General features: G+C 68.0%; 25 protein-coding genes. 5 read left to right on the plus strand and 20 right to left on the minus strand.

Going from position 1 to position 23,275, the window contains the following annotated elements; genetic code table 11:
• Positions 1–62 precede the first annotated feature (62 nt).
• Both H8F25_RS15230 and H8F25_RS15235 read right to left on the minus strand, forming a co-directional pair.
• Positions 63–968, minus strand: a complete 906-nt coding sequence (locus H8F25_RS15230; RefSeq protein WP_197211133.1) for a hypothetical protein — start codon at positions 966–968, stop codon at positions 63–65.
• Between the two features lie 8 nt (positions 969–976).
• Entirely contained in the window at positions 977–1,177 is a 201-nt protein-coding gene (locus H8F25_RS15235; RefSeq protein WP_197214067.1) for a hypothetical protein, read from the minus strand.
• Positions 1,178–1,240: 63 nt separating this feature from the next.
• Here H8F25_RS15235 and H8F25_RS15240 point away from each other — a divergent pair, with 63 nt between their 5' ends.
• A complete protein-coding gene (locus tag H8F25_RS15240; protein ID WP_197211134.1) occupies positions 1,241–2,251 on the plus strand; it encodes an aldo/keto reductase in 1,011 nt (336 codons plus the stop codon).
• A 41-nt stretch (positions 2,252–2,292) separates the two neighbouring features.
• On the opposite strand, the gene H8F25_RS15245 is transcribed toward H8F25_RS15240, so the two are convergent.
• Positions 2,293–2,961 (minus strand): hypothetical protein, encoded by a 669-nt coding sequence (locus H8F25_RS15245; RefSeq protein WP_370525897.1) that lies wholly within the window; start codon positions 2,959–2,961, stop codon positions 2,293–2,295.
• A gap of 143 nt (positions 2,962–3,104) precedes the next feature.
• Complete coding sequence (purM, locus tag H8F25_RS15250; RefSeq protein WP_197211136.1) at positions 3,105–4,139, minus strand: phosphoribosylformylglycinamidine cyclo-ligase; 1,035 nt, start codon at positions 4,137–4,139, stop codon at positions 3,105–3,107.
• Between the two features lie 415 nt (positions 4,140–4,554).
• Here purM and H8F25_RS15255 point away from each other — a divergent pair, with 415 nt between their 5' ends.
• Both H8F25_RS15255 and H8F25_RS15260 read left to right on the plus strand, forming a co-directional pair.
• Positions 4,555–5,034, plus strand: a complete 480-nt coding sequence (locus H8F25_RS15255; protein WP_197211137.1) for a septal ring lytic transglycosylase RlpA family protein — start codon at positions 4,555–4,557, stop codon at positions 5,032–5,034.
• Positions 5,035–5,118: 84 nt separating this feature from the next.
• Positions 5,119–6,684 (plus strand): bifunctional pantoate--beta-alanine ligase/(d)CMP kinase, encoded by a 1,566-nt coding sequence (locus H8F25_RS15260; protein ID WP_197213956.1) that lies wholly within the window; start codon positions 5,119–5,121, stop codon positions 6,682–6,684.
• 140 nt (positions 6,685–6,824) lie between these two features.
• Here the strand turns inward: H8F25_RS15260 and H8F25_RS15265 are convergent, their stop codons facing one another.
• From H8F25_RS15265 to H8F25_RS15290, 6 genes are all read right to left on the minus strand, one after another.
• The gene (locus H8F25_RS15265) at positions 6,825–7,319 is read right to left on the minus strand and encodes a low molecular weight protein-tyrosine-phosphatase (protein WP_197211138.1); all 495 of its coding nucleotides are present in this window, start codon (positions 7,317–7,319) and stop codon (positions 6,825–6,827) included.
• On the minus strand, positions 7,316–8,038 hold the full coding sequence (locus H8F25_RS15270) for a HEAT repeat domain-containing protein (RefSeq protein ID WP_197211139.1): 723 nt from the start codon (positions 8,036–8,038) through the stop codon (positions 7,316–7,318). The genes H8F25_RS15265 and H8F25_RS15270 overlap by 4 nt, the downstream gene beginning before the upstream one ends.
• Positions 8,039–8,227: 189 nt before the next feature.
• Positions 8,228–9,028 carry a HEAT repeat domain-containing protein gene (locus H8F25_RS15275; protein WP_197211140.1) on the minus strand — a complete coding sequence of 267 codons (801 nt, stop codon included), beginning with the start codon at positions 9,026–9,028 and terminating at the stop codon, positions 8,228–8,230.
• Positions 9,029–9,238: 210 nt separating this feature from the next.
• Positions 9,239–9,727: a phycocyanin subunit alpha gene (gene cpcA, locus H8F25_RS15280; protein WP_197211141.1), complete on the minus strand. Its 489-nt coding sequence runs from the start codon at positions 9,725–9,727 to the stop codon at positions 9,239–9,241.
• A gap of 45 nt (positions 9,728–9,772) precedes the next feature.
• Positions 9,773–10,291: a phycocyanin subunit beta gene (locus tag H8F25_RS15285; protein WP_197211142.1), complete on the minus strand. Its 519-nt coding sequence runs from the start codon at positions 10,289–10,291 to the stop codon at positions 9,773–9,775.
• A 729-nt stretch (positions 10,292–11,020) separates the two neighbouring features.
• Complete coding sequence (locus H8F25_RS15290) at positions 11,021–11,866, minus strand: phycobilisome rod-core linker polypeptide (protein ID WP_370525762.1); 846 nt, start codon at positions 11,864–11,866, stop codon at positions 11,021–11,023.
• Positions 11,867–11,972: 106 nt separating this feature from the next.
• Here H8F25_RS15290 and H8F25_RS15295 point away from each other — a divergent pair, with 106 nt between their 5' ends.
• Complete coding sequence (locus H8F25_RS15295; protein WP_197210264.1) at positions 11,973–13,484, plus strand: IS66 family transposase; 1,512 nt, start codon at positions 11,973–11,975, stop codon at positions 13,482–13,484.
• Between the two features lie 623 nt (positions 13,485–14,107).
• Here the strand turns inward: H8F25_RS15295 and cpcA (H8F25_RS15300) are convergent.
• The 7 genes from cpcA (H8F25_RS15300) to H8F25_RS15330 form a co-directional block, all read right to left on the minus strand.
• Positions 14,108–14,596: a phycocyanin subunit alpha gene (gene cpcA, locus H8F25_RS15300; protein ID WP_197211141.1), complete on the minus strand. Its 489-nt coding sequence runs from the start codon at positions 14,594–14,596 to the stop codon at positions 14,108–14,110.
• A gap of 45 nt (positions 14,597–14,641) precedes the next feature.
• Positions 14,642–15,160, minus strand: a complete 519-nt coding sequence (locus H8F25_RS15305; protein ID WP_197211142.1) for a phycocyanin subunit beta — start codon at positions 15,158–15,160, stop codon at positions 14,642–14,644.
• Positions 15,161–15,889: 729 nt separating this feature from the next.
• Positions 15,890–16,741 (minus strand): phycobilisome rod-core linker polypeptide, encoded by an 852-nt coding sequence (locus H8F25_RS15310; protein ID WP_197211143.1) that lies wholly within the window; start codon positions 16,739–16,741, stop codon positions 15,890–15,892.
• A gap of 514 nt (positions 16,742–17,255) precedes the next feature.
• Entirely contained in the window at positions 17,256–17,744 is a 489-nt protein-coding gene (gene cpcA, locus H8F25_RS15315; RefSeq protein WP_197211141.1) for a phycocyanin subunit alpha, read from the minus strand.
• A gap of 45 nt (positions 17,745–17,789) precedes the next feature.
• Positions 17,790–18,308 carry a phycocyanin subunit beta gene (locus tag H8F25_RS15320; RefSeq protein WP_197211142.1) on the minus strand — a complete coding sequence of 173 codons (519 nt, stop codon included), beginning with the start codon at positions 18,306–18,308 and terminating at the stop codon, positions 17,790–17,792.
• Positions 18,309–18,888: 580 nt separating this feature from the next.
• On the minus strand, positions 18,889–19,146 hold the full coding sequence (locus H8F25_RS15325) for a phycobilisome linker polypeptide (protein WP_197211144.1): 258 nt from the start codon (positions 19,144–19,146) through the stop codon (positions 18,889–18,891).
• A gap of 32 nt (positions 19,147–19,178) precedes the next feature.
• Positions 19,179–20,024 (minus strand): phycobilisome rod-core linker polypeptide, encoded by an 846-nt coding sequence (locus H8F25_RS15330; protein WP_197211145.1) that lies wholly within the window; start codon positions 20,022–20,024, stop codon positions 19,179–19,181.
• Between the two features lie 374 nt (positions 20,025–20,398).
• On the opposite strand from H8F25_RS15330, the gene H8F25_RS15335 reads away from it, so the two are divergent.
• Positions 20,399–20,848 carry a hypothetical protein gene (locus H8F25_RS15335; RefSeq protein WP_197211146.1) on the plus strand — a complete coding sequence of 150 codons (450 nt, stop codon included), beginning with the start codon at positions 20,399–20,401 and terminating at the stop codon, positions 20,846–20,848.
• A 200-nt stretch (positions 20,849–21,048) separates the two neighbouring features.
• Here the strand turns inward: H8F25_RS15335 and H8F25_RS15340 are convergent, their stop codons facing one another.
• The 3 genes from H8F25_RS15340 to H8F25_RS15350 form a co-directional block, all read right to left on the minus strand.
• Entirely contained in the window at positions 21,049–21,816 is a 768-nt protein-coding gene (locus H8F25_RS15340) for a phycobilisome rod-core linker polypeptide (RefSeq protein WP_197211147.1), read from the minus strand.
• Positions 21,817–22,116: 300 nt separating this feature from the next.
• Positions 22,117–22,719, minus strand: coding sequence for a chromophore lyase CpcT/CpeT (locus H8F25_RS15345; protein ID WP_197211148.1), 603 nt, complete (start codon positions 22,717–22,719; stop codon positions 22,117–22,119).
• 119 nt (positions 22,720–22,838) lie between these two features.
• The gene (locus H8F25_RS15350; RefSeq protein ID WP_197211149.1) at positions 22,839–23,072 is read right to left on the minus strand and encodes a hypothetical protein; all 234 of its coding nucleotides are present in this window, start codon (positions 23,070–23,072) and stop codon (positions 22,839–22,841) included.
• Positions 23,073–23,275 lie beyond the last annotated feature (203 nt).

Genomic DNA, 23,275 nt, shown 5'->3' on the forward strand with positions numbered 1-23,275 from the left:
GGTTGTCATGGTGACCAAACTTCGCAGCCGGCCCTGTGCCTCCGCCGCTGCAGGGCCGTCGCTCACCAGCGCACCGTCGCCTGCCAGCGGCCGCCTTCGCGGTCGCGGGCGGTGCAGATCACCCGGGTGCTTTCGAGGCTGCAGCTTCCCTGGACCACCCGCGCCTGGGGCAGGCCCAGTGTGCGCACATTGGTGGTGGCGAGTGCGCTGAGCTGCACGCGGACCGGCCAGCTGGGCTCGCAGCGGCTGTCTCGACAGCGCATCGGCTGACTCCCCGGCCGCAGCACTCCGGCGAACAGCAGCTGATGTGACGGGGCGCTGCCTTCCTGTGCTGCGGGCAGAAAGCGGATGCTCAGCAGCCCGGCCAGTTGCTGGTCGAGCCGCACGCCGCTGCAGGGCAGTCGCTCCGGTGGACTCTCCGGCTGCTCCTCGATCTGGATCTCGCACTGCTGCGCATTGCGCTCCCAGCGGCCGAAGTCGTCCTCCGATAGGGTCCGCGGCTCCTCCGGGGAGACGCTTCCCAGCCCGCGCTGGGGCGCCTGCCCCTCCCGCGGGGCCTCCGCCGGCACGCTGCCGGGGGGCCTCCTCCTTGACGGCTCGGCGTTCCGTATCAAGACCGGTGCCCTGCTCGGTCCCCCTGACCTGGCCTGGCGCTCCGCCGGCGGCGTGTCGATCTCCGCTGGCGGAGCGCTCTGCTGCATCGGCGCGGTTTCGTGGTCCTCCGGGGCCGGACCGGCCGCCTCCGGTGCGACCGGCTCAGGTGCGACCGCCTCCGGTGTGACCGGCTCTTCGGGCGGACCGGCCTGTGGCTTCTCCTGGGGAGACTCCTGCGGGTCAGCGGCTCCCGCCGTCGCGGGCTCTGGGGGGGGCGCCTCGGCCAGGGCAGTGGGGACCGGCAGCAGCAGGGCCATCACCAGGGCCCGCCACAGGGCCGCGGTTCGATGCCGGTGGGACTGGCGCGAGGGCATGGGCGGCCTCAATAGCCGGAATCGGCCACGCACATGCCCTGGCAGCTGATGCCGTTGCTGGCGGTGCGCCCGCAGTGCCCGCAGAGGATCGGCTCCGCCGTGAGCGGTGCTGCATCCGCCTGGGTTGCGGCGGCTGGTGCCTCCAGGCCCCGGGCAGCGGCGGCTGGTGTCGCTGCGCCGGGAATGGAATGAGCTGCGCCGCTGGCCATGGGAGCACGGATGGGGTGCACGGGTCCGATCATGGCCACCAGCCTCCTGCATCCGGGTTCGCCATGGAAGCGGCTTCCCTCACGATCGACGCCTCCGATGTGCCTGCGACACCGGGCATCGGTGTGGGCACGTGGGCCTGGGGCAATCAGTTTCTATGGGGCTACGACCCGGATCAGGACGCCGAGCTGGAGGCCTGCTTCCGGCGCGCCGTGGAGCGGGGACTGCTGTTCTTCGACACCGCCGACTCCTACGGCACCGGACGTTTCCATGGCCGCAGCGAGAGCCTGCTGGGTCGCTTCTGCGCCTCCCTGGAGCCCACCCGCCGCGAGGCGCTGACCGTGGCCACCAAGCTGGCTCCCTTCCCCTGGCGCCTGGGTCGCCGCGGCTATCGGTCGGCCTTCGAGGCGTCCTGTCTGCGCCTGCAGGGCAAGCTCGATCTCGTGCAGCTGCACTGGAGCACAGCCCGCTACCTCCCCTGGCAGGAGCTGCCGCTGCTGGAGGGCCTGGCCGATCTGGTTCAGGAGGGACGGGTGGCCGGCCTGGGGGTGTCGAACCTGGGGCCGAAGCGCCTGCGCTGGCTGCATGGGCATCTGGCGGAGCGGGGTGTGCCGCTGCGCAGCGTGCAGGTGCAGCTGTCGCTGCTCTCCCCCGATCCGATCGCCCCGGGTGGCGTGGCCGAGGTGTGCCGGGAGCTGGGGATCGCCCTGATCGCCTACAGCCCCATGGCCCTGGGGCTGCTGGCCCGGCCGGCCGGTGTCGCCCCGGCTCTGAGCGGTGCCCCGCGTGGGCTGCTGGCCCGGCGGGTCTGGCCGCGGATCCAGCCGCTTCTGGCGGTGATGGAGACGATCGCCCGCTCCCGCGGCGGCGATGTGGCGGCGGTGGCCCTCAACTGGTGCCGTGCCCATGGGGCCCTGCCGCTGGCGGGGCTGCGCCGGGTGTCCCAGGTGGACGCCGCCGCCGCCGCCCTGAGCTGGCAGCTCAGCGAGGCGGAGCGACAGGAGCTCGATTCCCTCTCCCGAACCTGCGTGGCGGCGGGTGGGGCGATGCCCGCCAATCCGTTCCAGAGCGCCTGAGCGCAGCGGATCCGCTGTGGCGCTGAGGGGCCGCTGCCGCTTCAGCTGGCCGTGGCTTCGCTCTGTGCCGGAGTCAGCACCACCGGCAGGGCGGCGGGGCGGGGCTGGGGCGGCTCGGGGCGCTGCAGCAGCCGCAGGATCTGGGGATCCTCCGCGCTCCCTTCGCCTTTGGCGGCCGCCGGGCCGCAGGCGGCCAGGGCTTCCTGCAGCAGCGAATCGAAGGTGGAGCCGGGCAGCCGGTGGCGGGCCAGCTCCAGGAAGGCGCGGGCCAGCGACTCGCCGGCGGCCGCTCGCAGGGCGGGGTTGCTGCGGCGCAGCTCCTGTTCCTGGGCGATCGCTGCCAGGAAGCGCTCGGTGACATCACGCTTCGTGCCGGCGCGGATCCGCGTGTCCTGCTCGGCCTCGCTCAGCAGGCTCTGCTGCTCGAGTTCGGCCAGGCGGCGGTTGAGGCTGTCGAGAACGTCCTGGGCTTCCTTGGCGATGTGGGTCAGCTGCCCATCGGACAGGCGGGGCAGATCGGCCACGTAGACCTTGCCGTGATCGCGCAGGGTGAGAAAGGTCGGGCGCTGGCCGCCACCTCCTTCGCGGCCCTCCCGAGGCCCTGGTCCGCTCTCGCGCAGGCGCGGACGGGGCTGGATCGGGCGCTGGGGCGGCACGGGGCCGGCTGAGGAGCGGCGGCGGGTGATGCGGGACGTTCTCTCGAGCATCAGCGATTAGGAGGTGGGATATCCGGGGTGTGGTGCGGCATGCCCCTGCCCTGCGCCGACGGATGGCGCCATGGGCGGAGCGGCAGGCGTCTGAGAGCAGGCAGCCTCGGGCCACCCTACGGAGCGACTGCGGCGGCGTTTTCGCGTCAGTACGGCAATCCCTCCAGCGGGTCACCGCTGGCTTCCCCCTCGATCACCTCGCCCAGCAGCCAGGCCTGGTGCCCCGCGGCGGAACAGACGGCCAGGGCCGCCTCGACTGCTTCGGCGGGGACCACCAGGCAGTAGCCCACGCCCAGGTTGAAGGTGTTCCACAGGTCGGACTCGGGCACCTCTCCCTGCTCCTGCAGCCAGCGGAACAGCGGCGGCCGCTGCCAGCTCCGGGGATCGATGCGGGCATGAACGCCGGCGGGAAGGCAGCGAGGCAGGTTCTCCGGCAGGCCGCCACCGGTGATGTGGGCCATGCCGTGCAGCGGAACCGCCGCCTGCAGCAGTGCCTTCACCAGGCTCCCGTACAGGCGGGTGGGGGTGAGCAGAGCGTCGATCACCGGCGGGCCTTCCGGCTCCAGGGGGGTGTCGGGGCCGATGCCGCCCAGTTCGAGGATGCGGCGCACCAGGCTGAAGCCGTTGCTGTGAACGCCACTGCTCGCCACGGCCACGATCCGGTCGCCGGCGCGCACCAGGCGGCCGTCGATGCGTTCGTCCTCCTCCACCACCGCCACGCAGAAGCCGGCCAGGTCGTAGCGGCCGGGTCCGTAGAAGCCCGGCATCTCGGCGGTCTCGCCGCCCAGCAGGGCGCAGCCACTCCGGCGGCAGCCGTCGGCGATGCCCTCCACCACCTGCGCCATGGCCTCGGGGCTGAGCTTGCCGGTGGCGATGTAGTCGAGAAAGAAGAGGGGCTCGGCGCCGCTGGTGATCACGTCGTTGACGCACATCGCCACCAGGTCGATGCCGACGTCGTGGTGGCGGCCATGGGCCTGGGCCAGCTCCAGCTTGGTGCCCACGCCATCGGTGCCGGCCACCAGCAGTGGCTTGCGCAGGCCCTCCGGCAGACGGCAGAGGCCACCGAAGCCTCCCAGCCCGCCCAGCACCTCGGGACGCCGGGTGGCCTCGACACTGCTGCGGATCCGTTCCACGAAGGCGCGTCCGGCGACGACGTCCACGCCGGCTGTGCGGTAATCCATGGCCTCGGCTGGGTTGGCAGGTTCGATCTTCCGATGCTGCCGCCTCGCGGGACCATCAGCCCCTGTCACGGGTGTGCGATCCCCGGATCGTCACAGCAGGGCATCGGTCGGGCTTATGGGACTCATTGGATTTTCTGATGCTCGTGGGGGCTTGCCAGTCTGGAAACCTCAGCAGCGCAGGCGGTTCGGGGAAACGATGAAGAAAACTGATCGTTGGATTCGGGTGGTTGGCTGTCTTTTGCCGTGCAGTGGCAGCCGTTAACTTTGCGCCGTCGTTAATTCCTGTTAGGAACTCGTCCACTCAGTTCCAGCTGATAGCGGTGATCCGTTTCAGGTCTGGTTCTGCCGGTTCTCTTCTGAATGGCCAGCCGGCCGCCTGGAAACAGACCTGATCCGTGGATGTGTTCCGCCTGTCATGCGTGGACCTCAACTCCTGGGCGCCGCCGCCCTCCTGATCGTAGGCAGCCAGGCTCCAGCCCTCGCTGCATTCTCCTCCCCCACCGCGCCTTCGGCCGTCATCCGTGACGCCGAGCGCACCCCCGCCTGGGAGGACAAGTTCATCAGGAAGGTCGCTCCGGCCGCCCCGGCCAATGGTCTGCTGGCTTCGGCCAGCGTCGGTCAGGCCAGCTGGTACGGACCCGGTTTCTTCGGAAATCGCACCGCCAACGGTGAAGTCTTCCGTCCCGGCACCATGACCGCGGCCCACCGCAGTCTTCCCTTCGGTACCAGGGTTCGGGTCACCAACCTGAACAACGGCCGCACCGCGGTGGTGCGGATCAATGATCGCGGCCCCTTCCATGGCGGTCGCATCATCGATCTTGCCCACGGTGCGGCGCAGCAGCTGGGTGTCACCGCGAGCGGTGTGGCCCAGGTGAAGCTCGAAGTGATCGATTGAGACTTCTCCATCGCTGCGGCGGCTGCGGTCGTCGCCTGCTCCCCAGGTCCATCCGTCAGATTGGCGGCTGGACCTTTTTTTGTTGTGCGGCTGCTGCGCACCCGAGCCGAGCTGCTGAGCTGGCGCCATCTGGAGCCGGATCGGCCGCTCCATTTCGTTCCCACCATGGGGGCCCTGCATGGGGGGCACCAGTCGCTGCTGCGGCGCGCCGCGGAACGGCTGGACGGTCGGCGCCCGCGGGTGCTGCTCAGCGTCTTCGTGAACCCGCTGCAGTTCGGCGCCGGGGAGGACTTCGAGCGCTATCCCCGTGATCTGGAGCGCGACGGGCAACTGGCTGCGGAGGCGGGAGCCGAGGCTCTGTTCGCCCCGGAGCTGTCCGTCATCTATCCCGATGGCCCCGAGGGCGGCACGCGCGTCCTGGCGCCTGCTCCACTGCAGCGAGAGCTGTGCGCTCGCTCGCGACCGGGCCATTTCGATGGGGTGGCCACCGTGGTCTGCCGCCTGCTTGCTCTGGTGCGCCCCGATCGGTTGCTCCTGGGCGAAAAGGACTGGCAGCAGCTGGTGATCCTGCGGCGGGTGGTGGCCGATCTGGGTCTGCCGCTGACGGTGCAGGGCTGCGCCACCATGCGGGGTGAGGGCGATCTCGCCCTCAGCTCACGCAACCGCTATCTGCAGGGCGGTGAGCGGCAGCAGGCGCTGGCCCTGCCGGCGGCCCTGCGCGACCTGGGAGCGGCCGCGGCGCCGGGAGCTCCGGCCGGACCGCTGCTGGCTCTGGTGCGCCAGCGGCTGCAGGAGGCAGGGCTGGCCATCGATTACGTGCAGCTCACGGCGGCGCATACATTGAGGCCGCTGCCCAGGGTGGAGGGACTGTCGCTGCTGGCGGCGGCCGTGCACTGCGGTTCCGCGCGCCTGATCGATCACGTCTTCCTGATGCCCCGTCCCCCGATCGTCGCCATCGACGGCCCCGCCGGTGCCGGCAAGAGCACGGTGACCCGGGCCCTGGCCGCGCGGCTGGGGCTCGTGTACCTCGACACCGGCGCCATGTACCGCGCCGTGACCTGGTGGGTGATGCGGCAGGGGGCCGACCCTGCCTCCGCCGAGGCGGTGGCACCGCTGCTTCAGAACCTCGATCTGCAGCTGTCGCGCGATGCGGACGGTGGCCAGCGGGTCAGCGTCAATGGTCAGGACGTCAGCGAGGCGATCCGCTCGCCGGAGGTGACGGCTCTGGTGTCGCAGGTGGCGGCCCACGGTTGCGTGCGCGAGGCGCTCACCGACCAGCAGCGTCGCCTGGGCGAGAAGGGTGCACTGGTGGCCGAGGGTCGCGACATCGGCACCGCCGTCTTCCCCGACGCCGACTGCAAGGTGTTTCTCACCGCCACGGTGTCGGAGCGGGCCCGCCGCCGCGCCGAAGATCTGCGCCAGCGGGGCTTTGCCGTGCCGCCGCTGCAGGAGCTGGAGGCGAGCATCGCCGAGCGTGACCGGCTGGATTCGAGCCGCGAGGTGGCGCCGCTGCAGCAGGCCGAGGATGCGGTGGAGCTGATCACCGATGGCCTGTCGATCGACGCGGTGATCCAGGCGCTGGTGGACCTGTTCCGCGAGAAGGTGCCCGAGGAGGCCTGGCCGGGGCCGGGGGGGCAACCCCGCGCGTGAGTGTCTCAGGTGGCCACCGGATCGGCGTGGGCTGATGGCGCCGCCCCATCCTGAGGGTTGCAGCGATCAGCCATGGCGGTGTCGGGGGCTCCTGCGGGTGCTCCCGCTCCCCGCCGCGCAGGGCTGCGCGGGTGTTTGCCTCAGGCCAGCTGCCGGCGCTGTTCCAGCAGATCCTCGAGAAGGCCCTCGCAGGCGTCCTCGAGCAGATCCAGCACCTGATCGAAGCCATCCGGGCCGCCGTAGTAGGGATCGGGCACCTCGCTGGCGCGCAGCCGGCGGCAGTGCTCGGTGATCGGGGCGATGCGGGCGCTGGCCGGATGGCGCCGGGCCATGGCGTGGATGGCGCTGAGGTTGTCCGCGTCCATGGCGAGGATGTGATCGAAGCGGCTCAGATCGGCGGGTTCCAGCTGACGGGCGCGGCTGGGCAGATGGATGCCGCGGCGGGAGGCGGCGCTGCGCATGCGCGGATCGGCCGGGTTGCCCACATGCCAGCCGCCGGTGCCGGCCGAGTCGACCTCGAAGGCCTCCTGCAGCCCCTCGCGTTCGAGCAGATGCAGGAACACCCCCTCCGCCGCCGGCGAGCGGCAGATGTTGCCGAGGCAGATGAACAGAACGCGGGTGGGGGCGGCGGTCATGGCGTGATCGGCAGGCGCTGGCGAGCCATGCTCGCCCGCAGGCGCACCACGGGGGTGTCCTCCGCCTCACTGCAGCAGAGGGCCTCCAGGGCCTCCGCGGCCCGGTGACTCTCCTCGGCGCTGGGCTGCATCCGCTGCACCAGGGCCTCCAGGCCGACGGCCACGGCATAGCGCACCACCCACTCGCCATCGCGGCATCCGGCCACCAGAGCCGCGAGGGCGCGGGAGCGCACGGCGCTGCGTTGCACTTCCACCAGGGTGTCCAGCCGCAGATTGCCGAGGCCGCAGGCGGCTGCCCGCCGCACGCTGGGGCCCACATCACTGGCCAGGGCCTCCTCCAGCAGCTCCAGGCCGCGCACGTCGCCGATGCCGGCCAGGGCGCGCACGGCCCAGGCGCGGGCGCCGTAGTTGCGGGGATCGAGGCGCTGCAGCAGCGGCTCCACCGCCGGTGCACCCAGGGCGATCAGGCCATCGACGGCGGCGACGGCCGCCCCGGGGTTGTTGAACCCGAGCACTTCCACCAGGCAGGCGATCGCGGCGCCCTGGTGGTCGGCCGCGGCGCTGGTTGGGGTGCCGGCAGCGTCACTGCTGACGTCCGCAGCGCCCGGCAGGGAGGCCAGATCATCGGCCAGAGCGCGGGTGGCTTCCAGCAGGGCCAGGGCGCTGGTGGCCTGCTCCACCGCCTGGATGCGCTCGCGCAGGGGGAAGGAAGGTGTCATGGCTGGATGGCGCTCACGAAAGCAGGGCGATCGATGGGCCGCCGCCCCGCGGCGCCGAGCGGTGCGGCACCCTGTTGGCACGCGACGGCACCCTGCCCGCGGCGCGAGCGGCGTGGCAGGGTGCCTGGCAGGCCATCCGAGCGCGCCGCCGCGGCCGGTCCGGGTTGGGAGCCCCCCGGGTTGTGTCGGTCATAGCAGCGCATCCATCACCTCCAGGACACGCGCCGTGCTGATCTCTGCTTCATGATGGGCGCCGTGTTCGACGAGGCCGCGCAGGGCGATCAGCTTGAGGCTGTTCTCGGCGAGGGTGACGCGGATCGACTCCAGCGCCGGCCGCCAGCCGCTGGCGCCGAGATCCATCAGGGCGGCGCGGCGCACCTGCAGCTGGGGGTGCTGCAGCAGAGCCAGGAGCTCGTCGGCCCAGCCGGCCTCACCGCTGAGCTGCAGCAGGGCCCGGCAGGCGGCGCTGCGGATCAGCGGCCGATCGTGGCGGGTGAACGGGAGAATCACCGCCACGACCTCCTCGCCACCGCTGCCGATCTCGCCGAGGGCTTCCAGCAGCGCTTCGCAGGGTTCCTGGAGGCGGGGACTGTCCTGGCGCGGGGCACCGGCCACCGCCGGTCCGCTGGCCAGCCTCTGCACCAGGGCCGGCACAGCGGCCTCGGCCCGCAGTTCCCCCAGGGACCGGGCGACGGCTTCGCGCAGACCGTCATCCGGTTCGTCGAGAGCGGCCAGCAGCTCGGGGACCGCCCCCGGATCGCCGAGCTTGCCGAGGGCGCGGGCGGCGTTGCGGGCCACGGCGTTCTCCTCGACGCCGGCGCCGGGATCGCGGGGGCGGCGTTGCTTCAGGGCCGTCAGCAGCAGCGGCAGGGCCTCGGGGTGGCGGCTGCGATTGCGGCCCAGCCACCAGGCGGCGTAGTACTGGGCGGAGGGGTCGCCTGAGCGCAGCCGTGCCAGCGCCTCGTTCTCATCGATCGGGCCCTCGCTCATCGGCGGCAGGCAGGCAAGGGGACTGATGCTGCCACTCAACGCCCTCTCACCGGGGCCTCTGCAACGGGCTGCAAAACAGCAAGGCCGTGATCCTCGTCCCCGCTCCCAGTGCCAGCCACCGCCTGGCGCACTGCATGCCGCACCCCCGCCCTGGGGGTGCACAAAAAAGGGCCCCATGCGGGGCCCCGAGGAAGGAGACGCGATCGATGCTCAGACGAGAGCGTTGATGGCGTAGTCGATGTAGTTGTTGGCGATGACGCCGGGGTCGCCAGCGATGCCGTGGTTGGCCTTGATGTAGTTGAGGGCCTCGACGTACCAGGAGGGGGAGAGTTCGAAGGCGCGGTTGATCTCATCGAGACCGGCGATCAGGTACTCATCCATGGGGCCGGTGCCACCAGCGACGAGGCAGTAGGTGACCATGCGCAGGTAGTAACCGATGTCACGGGCGCACTTGTCCTTGCCACGCTGATCGGCGGCGTAGTTGTTCCCCTGCATCTGGGTGGTGTAGGGGAACTTGTTGTAGACGGCCTGTGCGGCGCCGTTCACGAGTTGGTCAGCCTTGGCGGTGAGGGCCTTGGCGGCTTCCAGGGCGTTCTTGGCGCGCTCGAAGCGACCGAAGGCGGCGTTCAGCTCGGTGTTGCCGAGGAAACGGCCCTGGGAATCAGCGGCGGCGACGGCCTCGGTGAGGGGAGTCTTCATGGTGAGGTGTTGAAGATGAAGGTGAACCGTGAATCGGGTTACCGATCAGGCGACAGCGGCAGCAGCGCGGTCGAAGTAGGTGCCGACTTCGGACATCAGGGCGGAGCAGTCGCCGGGGGTGATGCCGTTGCGATCGTTGGCGATGGCGATGGCGGCGTCCTTCATCTTGCGGATGCCTTCAGCCACGGAGGCGCCGGGGACGCCGAGGGCGAGGTAGGTCTCACGCAGGCCGTTCAGGCAGCGGTCTTCCAGCACGGAAGCGTCGCCGGTGAAGACGGCATAGGTGATGTAGCGGAGAACGATCTCCATGTCGCGCAGGCAGGCAGCCATGCGGCGGTGGGTGTAGGCGTTGCCACCGGGAGCGATCAGGGCGGGCTGCTGGGCGAACAGCTCGCGGGCCGCGTTGGTGACGATGGTGGAAGCGTTGGAGGTGATGCGGTTGACGGTGTCCATCCGCTTGAGGCTGTCACCGACGATCGCCGAAAGGGCGTCGATCTGACCAGCGCTGAGGAATTCGCCGCGGGCATCAGCCTGCGCAACGACCTTGGTGAAGGCGTCGAACATTGATTAGCTCCTGTTCTCGACTGGAGGTCGGGAGGGTGGGAAAGAGGGGTGAAGCGCCGAGGCGCTTCGTGCCAAGCATCGGGACGCGAAATCGAAGACACGGTGATCAGCGGCCTTCACCCCAGGGATGCACCTTCTTGTGAAAGGCGGTCCCGGTTGGGGTTTCTGGTCTGAACCTGGATGGCAGGAGGCTGCTCGAGCGAGTGGCTTCCTGCGCGGATTGATGCCGTGTTTCGTGCCGCGCACTTGGCTGAGCACCGTGACATTCTCGGTGCAACTCCGTCGCCATCCCGACAACTTTACAAAGGGTCATTGGCCCGGTCGCTGCATGCCCCCAGGCCTTTGTGCTGGCGGCCTTGTTGTTGTGTCCGGCTGAACAATGCGCCGTCCACGGCGCCAGCATTGGCGCAATTGCGAAGAAAAGGTGAAGTGTTGCGGGTCCGGTGCGCTCGCCTCCGCTGTTGCTGTGGGGGGGCTTGCTCTGGATGCAGCCAGTGAGAGTGCTCATGCGCTCTTCCCGTGCCCCGCCGCCGTGAGTGCCGGGCCCGGCCGTTGTGTTCCGCGCTTCGATCGCGACGGCCCGCTGGCCGAGAGCGGACTGCCGGTGTGTCGCAGCAAAAGACCCGGCCACGCCTGATGGGCGGCCGGGTCCGGGAGTCTCTGGTGTGAGGCGGCTTCAGGTGAGGCCGCCATTGCCGTCGCAAGGGGGCGTGTTCAGGCGGCCCGTGTTCAGTTCACGGGGGTGACGCTGACGACGCGGCCGCCCTGGCGGTGGATCGCCTGCTGGGTCTCAAGCATCTTGTTGAAGGGCACGAAGCGCACGGTGTTGCTGCGCTTGTGCAGGCGGTAGTTGTTCAGGCCGCTGACCTCCACCCGGTAGACGCGGGCCTTCTGGCCGACGCCCTGCATCATCTGGGTGATGCTGCTGCTGGCGATGCCGGCGGGCTGGGTGGCGGCGGAGCCGCGGCTGGGGCTGGTCACCGGCACGGCGCGATCCTGGTGCAGGGCGGCACCGAGGCGGAAGTTGGTGCCGGCGCTGTCTCCCTTCACGGAGGCGGCGGCGCCGCGGGCGAGTTGCATCAGCCAGGAAAACTGGCGGCCCTGCTGACCGGCGGAGTAGCCCCACCCATGCAGATAAGGAACAACCTCCTCACCGAAGCGGTCCTGATATTCGGCACTGTCGATGTAGGAATCGATCTCTGCGTCGTAGCCCTGATCCTGCAGAATCGTGAAGTGATGCAGCATCTCGGCCTTGTTCTGAGGTGCGCGGCCGAGCAGATGCTTGAAGTTGAGCTCGATGAAGTGATAGGGGTTGCAGTTCTCGAAGAAGCGAGAGCGATAGAGGCCGCTCTTGGCCACCTGCCGCACGAATTCGCGCACGCTCAGATAGCCATTGCGGAACAGCGACTCCACGCCATCGAGACGCTCGCTGTTCATCACGTACTGGTATCCGAGCACCTGCTGATAGACAGCGCGGATGATCGTGGTCTTGTCGTTGTCTGTGGCGTTCGTCCAGTTCTCCTTGTTGCGTTCATTCGCGAAGCGCTCGATGCCCAGGAAGGGCGCATTCACCAAGGGTACCCATTCAGGGGGGCGGGACAGCTCATCGCGAACATCGATACGACTGAACCCTTGACGTCGGCTTGAATCCCGGTTGCATCTCAGGCAGAGACTTCCTGCGATGACCACCCCTCCGGCCGGGATTTCAGAAGCGGACTGGGCTTCCACTCCGGTGGGCGTGAGGGCTGGCTTCCTTGAGGTTCTTGCACAGCTCCAGAGACAACAGCAGGAGAACGACCAGCTCCGAGCGCAGCTCACCGACCTGGCGACGGAACTGGCCAGCCTGCGCGAGCGGATCGGCCGCAACTCCCGCAACTCCTCCAAGCCGCCCTCCAGTGACGGCACGGGTTTTAAGCCGCCCACCCGCTGCAAAGGCACTGGTCGCAAGCGGGGTGGTCAGCAGGGGCACCCGGGAGCAGGGCCGGAGCTGCTGCCGATCGCGCGTGTGGATGAGGTGCTCGAGCACCACCCGGACGCCTGCCGCCGCTGCGGCACCCTGCTACAGGGGGAGGATGCGGAGCCGCTGCGCCATCAGGTGATCGAGATTCCACCGATCAGCCCGGTGGTGATCGAACACCGTCTGCACCGTCTGGTCTGCCCCTGCTGCTCCACCAGCACCTGCGCCGAGCTGCCGGCGGATGTGGAGCCCAGCCGCTACGGCCCACGCCTGAGCGGCCTGGTGGGACTGCTGGGCAGCGCCTTTCCCCTGAGTTTCGGCCGAACCCAGGCGCTGCTGGATCAGCTGCTGGGTGTGGAAATCAGCCGCGGCGCTATCGCCACCATCCGGGCACGTCTGAGCGCAGCCCTGCAGCAGGCGGTGGAGGAAGCCCTGGAGGTGGCCCGGCAGCAGCCGGTGGCCTACGTGGATGAAACCGGCGCCCCCACCGGCAACGCCGACGGTTGTAATCCTGCTGGCAGGCGCGGCTGGCAGTGGGTCATGGTCACACCACTGGTTACGGTGTTCCTGCAGGGCCTGAGCCGCTCAAGTGCAGCGGCAATGGAGCTTCTGGGCCATACCTTTGCAGGGATCGTGGTGAGTGATCGCTTCTCGGCCTACAACCACCTGCCCGTGGAGCAGCGGCAGCTGTGCTGGGCCCACCTGATCCGGGATCTGGCGGCCATCGCTGAACGCCAGGGCGCCAGCAGGGAGATCGGAGCCCAGATGCTGGCTCTGCAGCAGCATCTGTTCGCTCACTGGCACCAGTGGAAGAGCGGAGCGATCGACCGGCCCCAGCTCCTGCATCGATGCCACCCCCTCCGCTTGGCGTTCGAGGCCACGCTGCAGCGGGTGGTGGATCTGGGCTGTGAGCGGGGCGAGCAAACGCCCTGGGCCCAGACGGTGCGAACCTGTCGCCAGTTGCTGCAGCGCAAGCAGGCGCTCTGGACTTTTCTGCAAACGCCAGGGATCGAGCCCACCAACAACGCTGCCGAGCGGGCACTGCGGCAATCGGTGATTCACCGCAAGATCAGCCATGGCGTCCAGTCCTCCGGCGGCGCCATCTGCCGCAGCCGGTTGCTCACCGTCACCGCCACCCTGCGGCAGCAGGGCCGCGATGTCTGGCAATTCCTGGAGCAGGCCTGGATTGCCCATCGCCTCGGCGGCGTGATGCCATCGCTGGTGCCGGATCGCTGAGGCAGCGATCACACGTGGAAGGAACAGATGGCCCCTCTCAGAGGAGAGATCGGAGATTGACTGACGCACTGGGGTGTCCCGACCCCTGAACGCTTACCACCAAGGTCATTGGGGCGGGCGGGAAGAGAGGGGAATGCAGGCGGATCGGCACCAGTTGCAGACAGGCAGATGCTGAAGCCGCAATGATGCACATTGCAGCGCAAGGGCCTTCCTCTGCAGCCCTGAGATGATCCGCAGCATGGATCGGATCCTATGGGCTGCTTTCGCCGCCGAATCATGGACTGCCGCAATCGTTACAGCACGCAAAAGCCTGTTCTCATCTTTCGCGGGGACTCTTGCCTTCGGCTGCTTGCGTCACTCTCGCAGGCGTCCGTAACGATACAGAACGAGGGTCCCCCCAGCATCTTCTCTCCGATCGTCGGGCGCGGTGCGTGTCCACGGCCATCGCGGATGCAGGTATGGGTGGAGCTGGCAGGTGTGGAGGCTCAATCGGCGCTGCATTCCAGGTGCTGCAGACTGTGGCCGATCGGTGATGCGCGGTACCTGCTGGCTGAAGCCGATCGGGTACCAGGCACAAAAAAGGGCCCCATGCGGGGCCCCGAGGAAGGAGACGCGATCGATGCTCAGACGAGAGCGTTGATGGCGTAGTCGATGTAGTTGTTGGCGATGACGCCGGGGTCGCCAGCGATGCCGTGGTTGGCCTTGATGTAGTTGAGGGCCTCGACGTACCAGGAGGGGGAGAGTTCGAAGGCGCGGTTGATCTCATCGAGACCGGCGATCAGGTACTCATCCATGGGGCCGGTGCCACCAGCGACGAGGCAGTAGGTGACCATGCGCAGGTAGTAACCGATGTCACGGGCGCACTTGTCCTTGCCACGCTGATCGGCGGCGTAGTTGTTCCCCTGCATCTGGGTGGTGTAGGGGAACTTGTTGTAGACGGCCTGTGCGGCGCCGTTCACGAGTTGGTCAGCCTTGGCGGTGAGGGCCTTGGCGGCTTCCAGGGCGTTCTTGGCGCGCTCGAAGCGACCGAAGGCGGCGTTCAGCTCGGTGTTGCCGAGGAAACGGCCCTGGGAATCAGCGGCGGCGACGGCCTCGGTGAGGGGAGTCTTCATGGTGAGGTGTTGAAGATGAAGGTGAACCGTGAATCGGGTTACCGATCAGGCGACAGCGGCAGCAGCGCGGTCGAAGTAGGTGCCGACTTCGGACATCAGGGCGGAGCAGTCGCCGGGGGTGATGCCGTTGCGATCGTTGGCGATGGCGATGGCGGCGTCCTTCATCTTGCGGATGCCTTCAGCCACGGAGGCGCCGGGGACGCCGAGGGCGAGGTAGGTCTCACGCAGGCCGTTCAGGCAGCGGTCTTCCAGCACGGAAGCGTCGCCGGTGAAGACGGCATAGGTGATGTAGCGGAGAACGATCTCCATGTCGCGCAGGCAGGCAGCCATGCGGCGGTGGGTGTAGGCGTTGCCACCGGGAGCGATCAGGGCGGGCTGCTGGGCGAACAGCTCGCGGGCCGCGTTGGTGACGATGGTGGAAGCGTTGGAGGTGATGCGGTTGACGGTGTCCATCCGCTTGAGGCTGTCACCGACGATCGCCGAAAGGGCGTCGATCTGACCAGCGCTGAGGAATTCGCCGCGGGCATCAGCCTGCGCAACGACCTTGGTGAAGGCGTCGAACATTGATTAGCTCCTGTTCTCGACTGGAGGTCGGGAGGGTGGGAAAGAGGGGTGAAGCGCCGAGGCGCTTCGTGCCAAGCATCGGGACGCGAAATCGAAGACACGGTGATCAGCGGCCTTCACCCCAGGGATGCACCTTCTTGTGAAAGGCGGTCCCGGTTGGGGTTTCTGGTCTGAACCTGGATGGCAGGAGGCTGCTCGAGCGAGTGGCTTCCTGCGCGGATTGATGCCGTGTTTCGTGCCGCGCACTTGGCTGAGCACCGTGACATTCTCGGTGCAACTCCGTCGCCATCCCGACAACTTTACAAAGGGTCATTGGCCCGGTCGCTGCATGCCCCCAGGCCTTTGTGCTGGCGGCCTTGTTGTTGTGTCCGGCTGAACAATGCGCCGTCCACGGCGCCAGCATTGGCGCAATTGCGAAGAAAAGGTGAAGTGTTGCGGGTCCGGTGCGCTCGCCTCCGCTGTTGCTGTGGGGGGGCTTGCTCTGGATGCAGCCAGTGAGAGTGCTCATGCGCTCTTCCCGTGCCCCGCCGCCGTGAGTGCCGGGCCCGGCCGTTGTGTTCCGCGCTTCGATCGCGACGGCCCGCTGGCCGAGAGCGGACTGCCGGTGTGTCGCAGCAAAAGACCCGGCCACGCCTGATGGGCGGCCGGGTCCGGGAGTCTCTGGTGTGAGGCGGCTTCAGGTGAGGCCGCCATTGCCGTCGCAAGGGGGCGTGTTCAGGCGGCCCGTGTTCAGTTCACGGGGGTGACGCTGACGACGCGGCCGCCCTGGCGGTGGATCGCCTGCTGGGTCTCAAGCATCTTGTTGAAGGGCACGAAGCGCACGGTGTTGCTGCGCTTGTGCAGGCGGTAGTTGTTCAGGCCGCTGACCTCCACCCGGTAGACGCGGGCCTTCTGGCCGACGCCCTGCATCATCTGGGTGATGCTGCTGCTGGCGATGCCGGCGGGCTGGGTGGCGGCGGAGCCGCGGCTGGGGCTGGTCACCGGCACGGCGCGATCCTGGTGCAGGGCGGCACCGAGGCGGAAGTTGGTGCCGGCGCTGTCTCCCTTCACGGAGGCGGCGGCGCCGCGGGCGAGTTGCATCAGCCAGGAAAACTGGCGGCCCTGCTGACCGGCGGAGTAGCCCCACCCATGCAGATAAGGAACAACCTCCTCACCGAAGCGGTCCTGATATTCGGCACTGTCGATGTAGGAATCGATCTCTGCGTCGTAGCCCTGATCCTGCAGAATCGTGAAGTGATGCAGCATCTCGGCCTTGTTCTGAGGTGCGCGGCCGAGCAGATGCTTGAAGTTGAGCTCGATGAAGTGATAGGGGTTGCAGTTCTCGAAGAAGCGAGAGCGATAGAGGCCGCTCTTGGCCACCTGCCGCACGAATTCGCGCACGCTCAGATAGCCATTGCGGAACAGCGACTCCACGCCATCGAGACGCTCGCTGTTCATCACGTACTGGTATCCGAGCACCTGCTGATAGACAGCGCGGATGATCGTGGTCTTGTCGTTGTCTGTGGCGTTCGTCCAGTTCTCCTTGTTGCGTTCATTCGCGAAGCGCTCGATGCCCAGGAAGGGCGCATTCACCAAGGTCATTGGGGCGGGCGGGAAGAGAGGGGAATGCAGGCGGATCGGCACCAGTTGCAGACAGGCAGATGCTGAAGCCGCAATGATGCACATTGCAGCGCAAGGGCCTTCCTCTGCAGCCCTGAGATGATCCGCAGCATGGATCGGATCCTATGGGCTGCTTTCGCCGCCGAATCATGGACTGCCGCAATCGTTACAGCACGCAAAAGCCTGTTCTCATCTTTCGCGGGGACTCTTGCCTTCGGCTGCTTGCGTCACTCTCGCAGGCGTCCGTAACGATACAGAACGAGGGTCCCCCCAGCATCTTCTCTCCGATCGTCGGGCGCGGTGCGTGTCCACGGCCATCGCGGATGCAGGTATGGGTGGAGCTGGCAGGTGTGGAGGCTCAATCGGCGCTGCATTCCAGGTGCTGCAGACTGTGGCCGATCGGTGATGCGCGGTACCTGCTGGCTGAAGCCGATCGGGTACCAGGCACAAAAAAGGGCCCCATGCGGGGCCCCGAGGAAGGAGACGCGATCGATGCTCAGACGAGAGCGTTGATGGCGTAGTCGATGTAGTTGTTGGCGATGACGCCGGGGTCGCCAGCGATGCCGTGGTTGGCCTTGATGTAGTTGAGGGCCTCGACGTACCAGGAGGGGGAGAGTTCGAAGGCGCGGTTGATCTCATCGAGACCGGCGATCAGGTACTCATCCATGGGGCCGGTGCCACCAGCGACGAGGCAGTAGGTGACCATGCGCAGGTAGTAACCGATGTCACGGGCGCACTTGTCCTTGCCACGCTGATCGGCGGCGTAGTTGTTCCCCTGCATCTGGGTGGTGTAGGGGAACTTGTTGTAGACGGCCTGTGCGGCGCCGTTCACGAGTTGGTCAGCCTTGGCGGTGAGGGCCTTGGCGGCTTCCAGGGCGTTCTTGGCGCGCTCGAAGCGACCGAAGGCGGCGTTCAGCTCGGTGTTGCCGAGGAAACGGCCCTGGGAATCAGCGGCGGCGACGGCCTCGGTGAGGGGAGTCTTCATGGTGAGGTGTTGAAGATGAAGGTGAACCGTGAATCGGGTTACCGATCAGGCGACAGCGGCAGCAGCGCGGTCGAAGTAGGTGCCGACTTCGGACATCAGGGCGGAGCAGTCGCCGGGGGTGATGCCGTTGCGATCGTTGGCGATGGCGATGGCGGCGTCCTTCATCTTGCGGATGCCTTCAGCCACGGAGGCGCCGGGGACGCCGAGGGCGAGGTAGGTCTCACGCAGGCCGTTCAGGCAGCGGTCTTCCAGCACGGAAGCGTCGCCGGTGAAGACGGCATAGGTGATGTAGCGGAGAACGATCTCCATGTCGCGCAGGCAGGCAGCCATGCGGCGGTGGGTGTAGGCGTTGCCACCGGGAGCGATCAGGGCGGGCTGCTGGGCGAACAGCTCGCGGGCCGCGTTGGTGACGATGGTGGAAGCGTTGGAGGTGATGCGGTTGACGGTGTCCATCCGCTTGAGGCTGTCACCGACGATCGCCGAAAGGGCGTCGATCTGACCAGCGCTGAGGAATTCGCCGCGGGCATCAGCCTGCGCAACGACCTTGGTGAAGGCGTCGAACATTGATTAGCTCCTGTTCTCGACTGGAAGTCGGGAGGGTGGGGAAGGGGTTGAGGCGAGACAGCCAGTGGTCGGGTGGGCGACTGGCGGGAACCTCGGCGTCGAACGGGAGGTCACGGGGGCGTGGCGCAGGGCGAACGCCGGTTGTGTCTCGTTTGACTGGACCATTGTTGTTGGCCATCCCGTGGCGATGAGGACGGCCTTTACAAATGGTCACCGCGCCTGGGCTGATCAGGCCTTCCCGGCGCCGGCCAGCGGGTGAGATCGGTTCCCTGCCGGACGTCCCGAGGCCCTGGTCGCTCGGCCACAGCAGCCGTCATTGGTTCTTGCAGAGGTACTCGACTCCGCCCGAGACCCTGCCGCGATCCTGCCTGCACGGGCCTGCACGGGCCTGCACGGGCCTGCAACGCCCGGCCTGCGTCGCCCGGTTGTGCCGTGCAGCAGACGCTCCGTCTCAACGCCGGCGACGGGAGGGGCCCTGCGGCTGTCCTGCCGGCAGCGGTGGCCGGAGCTGCTCCGTCTGCCCCGCCGCAGCCCATGAAAAAGGCCCCGTCGCCGGGGCCTGAAGCGCGGAGCAGGGGGGTCAGTCTTCCTTCTTGCCCTTGGCCTTGCGGGGTGCCTTGGCCGGGGTGGGCAGATCGCCGCCGCTGACGGCCACCTCGGTCACCTTGCCGCCCATGCGATGCACGAGGCGGAGCGTTTCGTTCATGCGGGTGAACGGCACCTGCATGACGCAGTCGGAACTGCGGGCGTAGTCGTTGTTGGCCAGGCCGGTCACGGCGATGGTGACCTGGCGGCCGCTGGCGAAGCTGGTGCCTCGGGTGCCTGCGGAAACCTTCATGGCTCGTGGGGGAAGAGGAACGAGGGAGGGGATCAGTTGACCGGGGTGAGGCTGGCGATGCGGCCGCCCTGGCGCTGCACCTGCTGCTGCACCTGCAGCAGCTTGTTGAAGGGCACGAACAGCACGCGGTTGCTGCGCTTGTGCAGGCGGTAGTTGTTGAAGCCGGTGATCTCAACGCGGAAGGTGCGACCCTCCTCGCCGGCGCCGACGCCCTGACGGGTGATGCCGTCGCTGTTGACGCCGCGGAAGATGCTGCCCTTGGCGTTGGGACTCACCACCGGCAGCGGTTTCTCGGCGTGCACGGCCGGGTTGAGACGCGACTGGGTCTTGAGGGCGTCACCACGCACCGAGGCGCCGACACCGCGGGCCAGCTGCAGCACGTAGGAGAACTGAAGACCCTGCTGGCCGACGTAGTAGTTGAAGCCGTGGATGTAGGGCACCACTTCCTCGCCGAAGCGCTCCTGGTACTCGGCGCTGTCGAGGTAGGAGTCGATCTCGGCGTCGTAGCCCTGCTCCTGCAGGATGGTGAAGTGATGCAGCATCTCCGCCTTGTTCTGGGGAGCGCGGCCGAGCAGATGCTTGAAGTTGAGCTCGATGAAGCGATAGGCGTTGCAGTTCTCGAAGAACTTGGCGCGGTAGAGGCCGCTCTTGGCCACCTGACGCACGAACTCACGCACCGTGAGGTAGCCCCGGCGGAACAGCGACTCAGGCCCCTCGAGCCGCTCGCTGGCCATCACGTACTGGTTGCCCAGGACCTGCTTGTAGACGGCGCGAATCAGGGCAGCTTTGTCGTTTTCGGTGGCGTTCGACCAGTTTTCCTTGTCGCGATCGCTGGCGAAACGCTCAATGCCCAGATAGGCAGCGTTGGCGAGTGTCATGGGCGTGGGCCTGGGGAGGATGCGGGTTGGCAGGAGGGAGGGGCAGCGGCACTGAGAAAAGGTGAGAACGTCTCGTGAGCCTGTGATCCTCAGAATCGACGCGTCAGAACGTCCTCAGAGAACGTGCCGGGCGGCTGCAATCTCTCAGCCTGAAGCTGCATGGCGGATCCTATGGGGCACGCCTGGCCAGGGAGCAGGCCTTTCATAATCGTTACAAACCCTGGCGATGCTCCCCTCCGGGGCCAGGTCGGTTTCTGCCGCTCTTGAGTGCTGCGGCGACCATTCCCGCTCGCGGGCATCCGGCTCGCAAGCTTGCCCCTGGCGCCCCACGGCAGGATCGGTACCATCCGGCCACCGCGTTCCCTTGCGCCGGCATGACGCCCGTCTCCCCGTCCTCCCCGGTGGTCCCGCCCTGGGCCCAGCGGCTGGTGGAGCAGCTGCAGCAGATCAGCGAAGTGAGCGAGACGCTCACCTATCGGCTGCTGGAACTGGAGGAGCGGCTGGCCGAAGGCGAACGGGAGCTGGCCGAGCTGCGGGAGCGGGCCCAGGGCGCTGTCGAGATGCCGGAGGCGGTGGAGAGCAGGCTGGAGCAGACCGACGAGCGGCTGGCCCGCGTCGAGGAGCTGCTGCGCCGCGGTGATGCACGCAACTCCGGTGGCGGTGCGAGTGCGGCCCGTCCACTCAAGGCGGTGTCGCCGGCTCTGTCCCGTCCGGCGGCGGCGTCGCTGGATGACGCGGTGGAGTCCGACCCCGATCCCTTTCCGGAGGAGGGGGAGCAGGCGTTTCTGGACGACCAGCCCTTCCTCGACGAGCAGATCGCCTGAGAGCTGCTGCCTGAGAGCACCGGATCGGATGGATGGCCTGGCCGCTCCCGCAGGGGGGGCGCATGTTTGGCCTGCGGGGAGGTCCCTGGCCTCAGATGCAGGCCACGCCTTGAACCCTTGAAGGGGCCACGGCCTGGAGTGTCGGACTGAGGCCCGCGGTTCCCGGGCACCCCGGAGGTCGGGATGCCCGGGCGGTGGGCTCAGGAGCCCGCGGTGCTGAGCATCACGGCCGCCGTGTAGAGCACGAAGGCGGTGAGCACGAAACCACCCAGGGTGACGGTGCCCTGCCAGATGCGGCGGGCCAGGGGCGAGGGGGCATCCGCCAGCCAGGCCGGACGGGGGGCCATGCCGCTGCCACTGGGCTGCCAGCCGCTGCCGTTGCCGGTCGGGGCGCGGCGGGCCATCGCCTCGCGCCAGCTGCGCTCGTAGCGGGGCGCCTGCTGGTTGAAGGGGAGTTCGCCGAGGGGACGGCCGGGCAGCACGCGTGAGCGCTGATACGGCACGGTGTCGAGGCCGAAGGACTGCAGATACTCCTCGGAGTCGAGCAGGCGATCCACCAGGGCGGGCAGGCCCTGCTGGGCGATCAGGATTGAGAGGGCGATGCGCTCGGCGTCGCCATGCACCGGCCGGCCGAGGACGCGGCCGACCAGTTGATCGACCATCCGATAGTTGCTGTTGCAGCGATAGAAGTCATCGCGGAACTTGCGCGAGAGCAGCAGCGAGCGGATGAACTCCCGCACGGTGATGCGGCCATCGCGCAGCTGCGATTCCAGCACCGGGTCGCGATCGATCTTGAAGGCATGGAAATAGATCTGCCGGTAGGCCTGATCGATCAGCGCATCGGCCTGGGTGCTGTTGCGGCCGTCCGTGTGGATCACCTGCCGGGGACTTTCATCGCTTCCGATCGCGAAGCTGGAGACGCGCGCGTTGAGGGTGCGGGGGGCAGTGGCCAGCAGGGGCAGGCTCATGGGCTGAAGGGAGCGAGACGGGAGGCGCTCGGAACCGTAGGGATTCGCCCCGGGGACCGGACGATCCGGCACGGAGTCGCATCACTCCTTCATGACATTCTTGTGATGTTGCCTTCACGCAGCCGTTCACAATCCTTCTGTCAGCCCACAGCTTTCATTGGGAGCGCTGTGAAGCTTCCGTTCTGGCGGAGCAGGCGAATCCGGCGCGGCACCGGAGCGCTGGGCACCCGAGCTGCCGGGCTGACGCTCGCGGCCGTCGCGGCAACTGCCCTCACGCGGTTGCGTTGGGGTTCAAGGCATTCAGCGCAGCTCTTCGAGCCAGGGATCGGGAATCTCGGGGCTGAAGTCGTCGGTGCGCTCGAATTCGAACGGTCCGGCCAGGGAGCCCCAGAGCTGCTCGTGCGTCTCGGGGTCGTGGCCGCGATCGATCGTGCGCATGCCGCGCGGATCGAGCTCGAAGCTGCTCACCAGGTAGGCCGTGGATCCCTTGCGCTCCACCAGGCAGCGGCAGCCGGGTTCCACCTCGCCGATGAAGCCGTCGCCGTTCTCGCGCACCACGTAGGTGCAGCCCTCGAGCAGGCGCACGTCATCAGGGCGGATCGCTTCGCGTTTGGACGTGTCGTCGATGGCGCCCCAGAAGCGCTGCTCGTCGTGCAGGGCCTGGTTGTGGATGATCAGGCCGCCATCGGCGGTGCGCTGGGGCCGCAGCACGCGGATCCGGTAGGGAGCGGCGGGGTTGATCGCATAGGACTGCTCCAGCAGCAGCGAACCGGCCTCCAGCTGCGGCAGCGGCCGGAAGCGCACCAGGATGTGGGCGTAGAGAGGCGGGTTCTCGAAGGCCTGATTCTGGTTGCTGAAGCCGGCGCAGAGCTGTTGCACCAGGCGGGTGAGGGAGCTGCTCATGGGGTGAGGTTAGGAGTCGCAGTCGGCGGCTTTTCTGTGTCTGTGCGCAGCTGTAAAGGCTTGATGGAAGTGGCTGCGCCGCCGGGGCGGGCAGGGACGAGACAGTGCCTCCCTGCCGTCTACAGGCCCAGCAACCGCACCCGGAAGGCCGCCACCTGGCGGGCCTGCTCCGGGTTGTCGATCGCAAAGGGATGATCGGCCACCCGATCGAGGATCAGCGGGATCTTCTCCTCGGCGCTGAGGCCGTGATCGGGCTCCTGTCGCGAATGGCGCTGCCAGGCGTCATCGAACACCATCGCGAAGCTGTCGGCGTTGTTGAACAGCCGATCGGAGCTGGGGGGAATCGAGGGCATCGGGTGGGTTGGCTGGAGCCGCAGGCGTTGTCAAGCCCAGCGGCACGGGGCGGAAGGCCACCCCAATGGCTCCACCGTAGGCAGCGACGTGCGGACGCCCCTGAAAGCCTCCGCCGACGCGGCGAACGGTCGCTGTGGCGTATCGGTCATGGGCGTTCTGTCCGGTTGGGCGGCCTGTTGGTTGAGAGCGGCTGGTGCGGGTC

The sequence above is a fragment of the Synechococcus sp. CBW1004 genome (assembly GCF_015840715.1).
Classification (GTDB): domain Bacteria; phylum Cyanobacteriota; class Cyanobacteriia; order PCC-6307; family Cyanobiaceae; genus Cyanobium.